The sequence below is a fragment of the Dolichospermum sp. LEGE 00246 genome, assembly GCF_015207865.1.
Taxonomy (GTDB): domain Bacteria; phylum Cyanobacteriota; class Cyanobacteriia; order Cyanobacteriales; family Nostocaceae; genus Dolichospermum; species Dolichospermum heterosporum.
Map to the genome: position 1 here is coordinate 1 of NZ_JADEWA010000270.1, position 7,427 is coordinate 7,427.

Annotated in this window: 4 protein-coding genes; 1 reads left to right on the forward strand and 3 read right to left on the reverse strand. The window is 40.6% G+C overall.

Annotated elements, in window-relative coordinates:
- Positions 1-179: 179 nt before the first annotated feature.
- The 3 genes from ftsZ to IQ228_RS16900 all read right to left on the reverse strand — a co-directional run bounded on the left by ftsZ (position 180) and on the right by IQ228_RS16900 (position 3,723).
- On the reverse strand, positions 180-1,478 hold the full coding sequence (gene ftsZ / locus IQ228_RS16890; protein WP_027404710.1) for a cell division protein FtsZ: 1,299 nt from the start codon (positions 1,476-1,478) through the stop codon (positions 180-182).
- Positions 1,479-2,373: 895 nt separating this feature from the next.
- Entirely contained in the window at positions 2,374-3,315 is a 942-nt protein-coding gene (locus tag IQ228_RS16895; protein ID WP_027404711.1) for a cell division protein FtsQ/DivIB, read from the reverse strand.
- Between the two features lie 45 nt (positions 3,316-3,360).
- Positions 3,361-3,723 carry a hypothetical protein gene (locus IQ228_RS16900; protein ID WP_027404712.1) on the reverse strand — a complete coding sequence of 121 codons (363 nt, stop codon included), beginning with the start codon at positions 3,721-3,723 and terminating at the stop codon, positions 3,361-3,363.
- A 714-nt stretch (positions 3,724-4,437) separates the two neighbouring features.
- Between IQ228_RS16900 and IQ228_RS16905 the strand changes: the two genes are divergently transcribed.
- Positions 4,438-5,268 (forward strand): photosystem II manganese-stabilizing polypeptide, encoded by an 831-nt coding sequence (locus IQ228_RS16905; protein ID WP_027404713.1) that lies wholly within the window; start codon positions 4,438-4,440, stop codon positions 5,266-5,268.
- Positions 5,269-7,427: the final 2,159 nt, after the last annotated feature.

The following is a 7,427-nucleotide window of genomic DNA, read 5'->3' on the forward strand; positions in this document are numbered from 1 at the left end:
AGTTGGGGGAGTTGGGGGAGTTGGGGAGAAATTTCTTCCTTCTTTCTTCTTTCTTCTTTCTCCTGAACTCCTAATAGCGCAGCGTGGCGTTAGCCATACTCCTGAACTTCTAACAACTTGTATACACCAGCCTCAACTGAGACTGTAAATTTAATCTAAAATCTCATATCCACTATCATTTAATTTTTTGGTGGTGTTCGTCGTCTTTGCAGAAAATCGGGGATATCCAAGGAAGGTTTTTCTTTTGGTTGTTCTACAACTGGACTGGGGTTATTGACAGGTTGTTGTAGTGGTGAGGGTCTTCTAGTAGTTGTGGAAGTGGGTGTGACAACTCTAGGGGTAACTACGGTTTGTGCTGATGGAGGTTGGATGTCACCTGTAAATCCAGTTGCAATTACAGTAATTCTGACTTCTCCTTGCAGTCTGTCATCAATTACCGCTCCAAAAATAATATTGGCATTAGGATCAACGACTTCATAGATTGTTTCTGCCGCAGCATTAACTTCATGAAGGGTCAGATCGCTACCACCAGTAATATTAAAGACAACTCCCCTGGCTCCTTCAATAGAACATTCTAGCAAAGGTGAAGAAATTGCGGCGATCGCTGCTTCTCTAGCTCTAGACTTGCCCGAACTCACACCAATTCCCATCAAAGCCGATCCCGCATCAGCCATTACAGCCCGCACATCAGCAAAGTCAACGTTGACCAATCCAGGAATGGTAATAATATCAGAAATTCCTTGCACACCTTGACGCAATACATCATCAGCATAGCGAAAAGCTTCTTGCACGGGAGTTTGTTCAGGAATGACTTCCAATAACTTATTATTGGGAATAATAATTAAGGTATCTACCCGACTTTTCAAGCCTTCAATCCCTTGTTCTGCTTGGCTAGTGCGTCTGCGTCCCTCAAAGATAAATGGACGAGTCACCACACCAACAGTAAGAGCGCCCATTTCCTTGGCTATTTCTGCCACAATTGGGGCTGCACCTGTACCTGTCCCACCACCCATACCAGCAGTAATGAATACTAAATCCGCGCCTTCTAAAGCAGTAGCAATTTCATCACGAGATTCTTCCGCCGCCTTTTGACCAATCGCCGGATTTCCTCCCGCACCCAGTCCTCTAGTTAATTTTTGTCCAATTTGCAAGCGACTAGGAGCGCCCGCTAAAGTCAAAGCTTGAGCATCAGTGTTAATTGACCAAAACTCAACACCGGACACATCAGACTCAATCATGCGGTTGACAGCATTACCACCACCACCACCGACACCTATCACCTTAATATTAGCAACACGGCCTGGCACAATTTCACCAATACCGCTATTTTCAGGAGAAATTCTCTTGCTATCCTTAACTTGGGCAAAATTCAGCCCAGAGTTACTAAAGGGATTATTTGAGTTCACAGCCTGGGAGAACCCTAGTTGTCCTGGAGTTTGAGAGTTATTAGTCAGCCCTTGGTTATTATCAAGTGTCATTGGATTTGTGAAAGGTATATAAACGACTTTTTTCGGTGTAATTCACCTACGAGTCAACCAATTGCCAAAATTTGTCTTGGCAGTGGATTTTATTTTTTTTGCTATTTCCCAGCCTATATGATGGCAGGTTAAAATGTGATAATTTGTCCATGAAAGAGGTATAAAACCTCAGTTGTAGGGTCAGATATTCAGACTATTGCCGGCTAACCCTTTTACTTATGGATTGTTGATTAGCTTTACAGTTTATGATCTGGCAACTGCCAAGATAGTTAAGACATCAATTGATTATGAAACTCTGTTGATTACAGGATTTTACTCAGTGATTCCTAACTTATGTGACTCCTTCCATATCAACCCCTGATTTTGCTGACTCCCCCCTATTCTTAAAAAGTATAGTTCCAAAAAGTATAGACATTCATTGATCTCATCCTTTTTATCAGCAACAGATTAATTCAACAATAGCGTTAGCTAAACTTCTCCGTAGCCCCCACCATAACAAAACAAACCTATCTATGGATTTCAAGCTGTTGGAACTGCTTGACAGCAGATATTCAACTGGTTATTAACTGTTTGATAGAGTTTAATGCTAGTACCGCAGGGCGTTCGTTGAGCAAGCTTTTTGGCAATTGAGAATGGTTCATTGACTTAACCGACAGTGTACTAGTAATAATTTTTAATAACCTCCCCACGTTTTTTGATGAATGTTTTTTAGTTACTAACTTTACAACCTCTGGCATGATTTTGTAACTAATGGCTAAAGAATCCCATATCTATATGTGTAATATATACCTAATTTACAAAAATATGAAATTAGCAACTGAAGTTACTAGTTTAGATGATTTGTCTGTTGAGCTAGGCACAGGCAGAAGGAGGCAGAAAGCAAAAATGTTGATTGTCAACGGATTGGTGTTTTGTTCAGTAAGTCTGATTTCTTGATCACTAAGCCTGATTTTTTTTGATTCATTTGTACTAATGGAATAGCAGGATTTTTGAGATCAATGTAATCTATCTTACTAGGATTAACTTCATTTGGTAAACGGCGCATTTGGACAAGTGCTTGAATTTGTTCAGTTAATCTATTGCTAGGGCTACCTAAATGCACATTTCCTAATTCAGTTTTCAAAATTAAATTCGTAGGATCTTGAAAATTAATTTCTGTCACTTGGAGAGAACTGCTACTGATAGCTTCATAAAGTTGCTTCCAGAATGGCTGGTATTGGGCGATCGCCCCAATTACTATGAGTCGAGGTAATTTGGACTTGGGGCTAATGGAGATATAGCCTGATAAAGGCATCCATACGCCACTAGCATCCAACAAACCCAGTTCATTTTGTTTCTTAGCCGTACTGCTATTTTGTAAACAAGACTTAACCTCAGTAGACTTACCCGTGAAAGCCGGATTTAGCACACAACTAGTTACCGTTTGATCTTCAGTTATTTGAGCTATCGCCACTGGTATTCGTTCCTGGATTTCAATAATTAAACCAGGAGGTAATAAACGGCGGCTAACCGTAGCTTGGGCAATGTTCGGTTGTTTTCTTAAAGAATCAGCAATTAGGGCAGGTTGAACTCGCCATAAAGACTGAGGAGACGACAACCCCAACAATGAATAAATATCCTTTTGCGTCAAAACTTGACCACCAGATTTAATCACTATTTGCCCCGAATCCTTTAACACCCACATCGGTTGGATTGCCCCCCAGAATAAAACCGCAGCAAATCCAGTTACAGCCAGTGTCCGCCAAATAGCCTGAAGAATTTTGAGTTGTCGCTGCCGGCGTAATTTTTGGCGGCGTTGAGCTAAATTTGTCCGAGAAACTGATAATATCCCAGCCATGCAACCCTCTTATGAATATCAATCCAATCTACAAGATAAATTGAACTATTCTAACGAGTCATCAACTTTGAAAACATCATGAGTATATTTGGGAAGATTATCCTCATCACTAACTTCCTCCGACAAATTTACTAACAAAGCTTGTACTCGCATTCGCGCAATATAAGGCCAACCCCCCTCAGACTCAATATCTCGAAGCAGCGAGTATAATCTTTGGCGATTAGTCGGCAAATTTTCCTGAAATACTCCATCCCGAATTTCTTTGTGCAACTTTTCCAAATGACGTAACAAACCTAATAATGCAATCACATCTCCTTCACAGTTCTGAGCTACATCTTTAACCGCACCGGAAATCGCCTGTAGCTGGCAGGACAAATCCCCAGATGCATAATTTTGATCATGGTTCATGGAACGGGTTACTCCATAAAACTAATACGATACTGGAAAAGTCCCTAAATTGATCAACAAAAGAGTCATACAGCAGAATTACTGGAGTTTCAGAGTCAGGAGTAAAACCGTCTTGGTGTCTGGCTTTACCTCATTGATCTGCTATTTGCTGTATATAGCGGTCAGTAAGTTGGCGTTAAAAATTATTGGCCGAACTCACGGACAAGAGAACAAATTTTGGGCAACTTTACTTTTCGTTACATACTTTTGTGAGAAGCCGCTCCGCGTCTACGGCTTTTTGCCGTTCACCTACTTATGCAGTGAAATGAGAGACAAAAATTAGGTCAAAAGCCATCCAGCACTCCCGACTACTAAAAGAGCGTAGGGACTGCACCCTGAACTCCTGAATATATAACTTTCTAACTATTCTCAGGCAAGGAGAATCCTTGATGCTAAGGTAGAGAAGGCTTTTTCATGATTTGTGCTGGACAACAGCCAAATTTAACCACTAGAGCGCTTTGATTTTGAGTTAAAAAAAATCGTATGATCTGGCTAATTTCCCTATCCAAACACTCTTGTTGTATGTCCTGAAAACACATACATCATCCAAAATGGATGTGGTTCGCTGCTTAGTCTATGGTTTAAATTCCCGACTCAGGAACGCAATGCGTCCAAGTACGTTTACTAAAGCAGTTTGACAACTTAAATATTAACTTTTTGAGATTGAGGTTAACCATGAGGTATCGCGCTTTAATTGTTGCTTTCTTGGCTCTATGCTTAGGGCTAATCACCGCTTGCAGTGATGAACCTTCCACTAGCGTCCGTGATGTACTCACTTACGAACAAATTCGTGGCACTGGCTTGGCTAACAAATGCCCCCAACTAGCAGAAACTAGTCGTGGTTCAATTGCTATTGATCCCAGCGTGAAGTACAGCATCAAAGAACTTTGTTTAGAACCAACCAGTTTCTTTGTTAAGGAAGAACCTGCCAACAAACGTCAAAAAGCAGAATTTGTACCTGGTAAAATTATGACTAGATATACTTCTACCATTGACCAAGTACAAGGTCAGCTAATCAGTAATGCAGACAAGAGCTTAACCTTTAAGGAGGAAGATGGTCTGGACTTCCAAGCTATCACCGTTAAACTTCCTGGTGGTGAACTAGTACCCTTCTTATTTACCATCAAAAACTTAGTTGCACAAACACAACCTAATTTAACTAGCATCAATACGTCCACTGACTTTGAAGGAACTTTTAAAGTACCTTCCTATCGTGGCGCTGCTTTCTTAGACCCTAAAGGTCGTGGTGTGGTCAGTGGCTATGATAACGCTGTAGCTTTACCAGCCGGATCTGATAATGAAGAATTGACCCGTACTAATGTTAAACGTGCAGAAATTCTCCCAGGTAAAATTTCCTTACAAGTAGCCAAGGTAGACAATACTTCTGGTGAAATAGCTGGAACTTTTGAAAGTGAACAACCTTCTGATACAGATTTAGGTGCAGGTGAACCTAAAGAAGTGAAGATTCGTGGTTTGTTCTACGCACGTATTGAACCCCTTTCCTAAATATTGATACAACATCATAGGAGCGTATACTGTATAAATATTTTAGCAATTTAGTAACTTAATATACCTCTATGATGTTGAAAATGAATTCAGGAGTCACAAGAATTGATTTGTGATAATTACCCCAGCCAAGATGTACTCAGCTATCAATGTGCATCTTGGTTTTTTTATACTCAAAACGGCTTAATAATTTGATTCTGTGGGTAGGGGTAAAGCAAAAGCTTAATGGTGTCAACTTAAGCCCTGGCGAATGGAAAGATGCCTCCGGCACCCGTCAGGGATACACGGCTACACAAACAAAGTCCGCCTGCGCGGACTAAGGAAAAATCAAGGATTGAAACCCACGCAGGTGGGTTTTGCCTGTGTAGACGCGGTTTCTAACCACCTGTTTTACGTTAAGTTGACACCTATGAAGCTCTTGCTTTACCCCTACAAATCTAGGTTTTTCGTAATTTTGTAAAAGTCCATGTCTCAACGGTGTTTAGTAAGTAATTGGACAGAAATATTTACAGTCATTGCGAGGGAAGGGAAGCAATCACAACCCTTGGAATTGCTTGATTTCACTTCGTTCCATATGGCTAACGCCACGCCGCGCTAACGCAATGACATTGTGTAACTAATTCTGTCTCACTACTTATCCCAAGACATATAACCAAATCTTATGATTAATTAGTTAAATTAAGTACAATCCCGGTTTAATATTAAATGGCTAATTGTATATTTTAAATTTATGACAATTATCTAATAAATTACGAAACCTACTTAGATTAGTTAAGTAGAAAAACTGTAATGATATTACTATTACTGATCGTACTTTTTAACATATTTACGGCAATTTCTTAGAGGTAAAACTTGCACTTGACATACGAGCGGGAGTCAAGAGTTAAAAGTCTCTTGCTGTATAAGGACTGCTGAAAAAACGTCAAACGTAAATGAATCAAAGGTTTGAGGTTGATAAAAAGGAAAATAGGTGTAAGGTTTTTGAGGGGGTAGTACCAAAAGGAGCATTTTACCTCTAATAAACTTAAAAGTTTGGGGATGACAGATATCTGAAACTGTCCTCGTGGCGTAGCACCTGTTACCTCCCTTCACTAGAAGACTTATTCCGCAAACCCTATATAGCCTTTACTCGATGCTCTCTATCTCATTCCAGTACATACCCTGATACGTAACATAGGGTGGCTTCAATTCTGTATCTCTACATCTAGCCGAATATAAGTAGGTGAACCGAAAAATTTAAAGGTATGTGAAGAAAAGTAAAATCGCCCAAAACTCTCTTCCTGTTCCCTGTTCCCTGTTCCCTTGCCCCAACGACAATTTTTAATGCCAACCTACTTAGTTCTTATTTTTACGGCAGTTTCTCCGAGAAAGGAGAACACGGGCAACGTTTCAAAAGAAAGAAAAAAACTGCGATCGCCGCTAGTAGTCTGTCAACCCGAAAATGACGGGTGAAGGCAAGCAGGGGGAGAAGAGAGGCACCGGGGGCAGGGGAGGGAAGAACAGAAGTTTTTTCCGATCATTACCCGTCAAAATAAATTTGACGAACTACTAGCCAAAGTTACCAAAAACTTGTTGAGTAGGGATATTGCCAGAGACTTGTTTTGATGATAGGGTGAGTTTAGTTTATATTTTTAAGAAAAAACCCCCAGAGGTGTTAGCCAGCTAGGGGAAGTTAGTTATCAGGGTGCATCTACTTGTTAACTGTTCTAGGTTTCTATGTGATGCTCCGGAAAAAAAATGGGTACAGGGCAATAATTGTGTGGTGCTAATCACAAACAAGAAAAAACCCCCAGAGGTGTTAGCCAGCTAGGGGAAGTTAGTTATCAGGGTGCATCTACTTGTTAACTGTTCTAGGTTTCTATGTGATGCTCCGGAAAGAAAATGGGTACAGGGCAATAATTGTGTGGTGCTAATCACAAACAAGAAAAAACCCCCAGAGGTGTTAGCCAGCTAGGGGAAGTTAGTTATCAGGGTGCATCTACTTGTTAACTGTTCTAGGTTTCCATGTGATGCTCCGGAAAGAAAATGGGTGCAGGGCAATAATTGTGTGGTGCTAATCACAAACAAGAAAAAACCCCCAGAGGTGTTAGCCAGCTAGGGGAAGTTAGTTATCAGGGTGCATCTACTTGTTAACTGTTCTAGGTTTCCATGTGATGCTC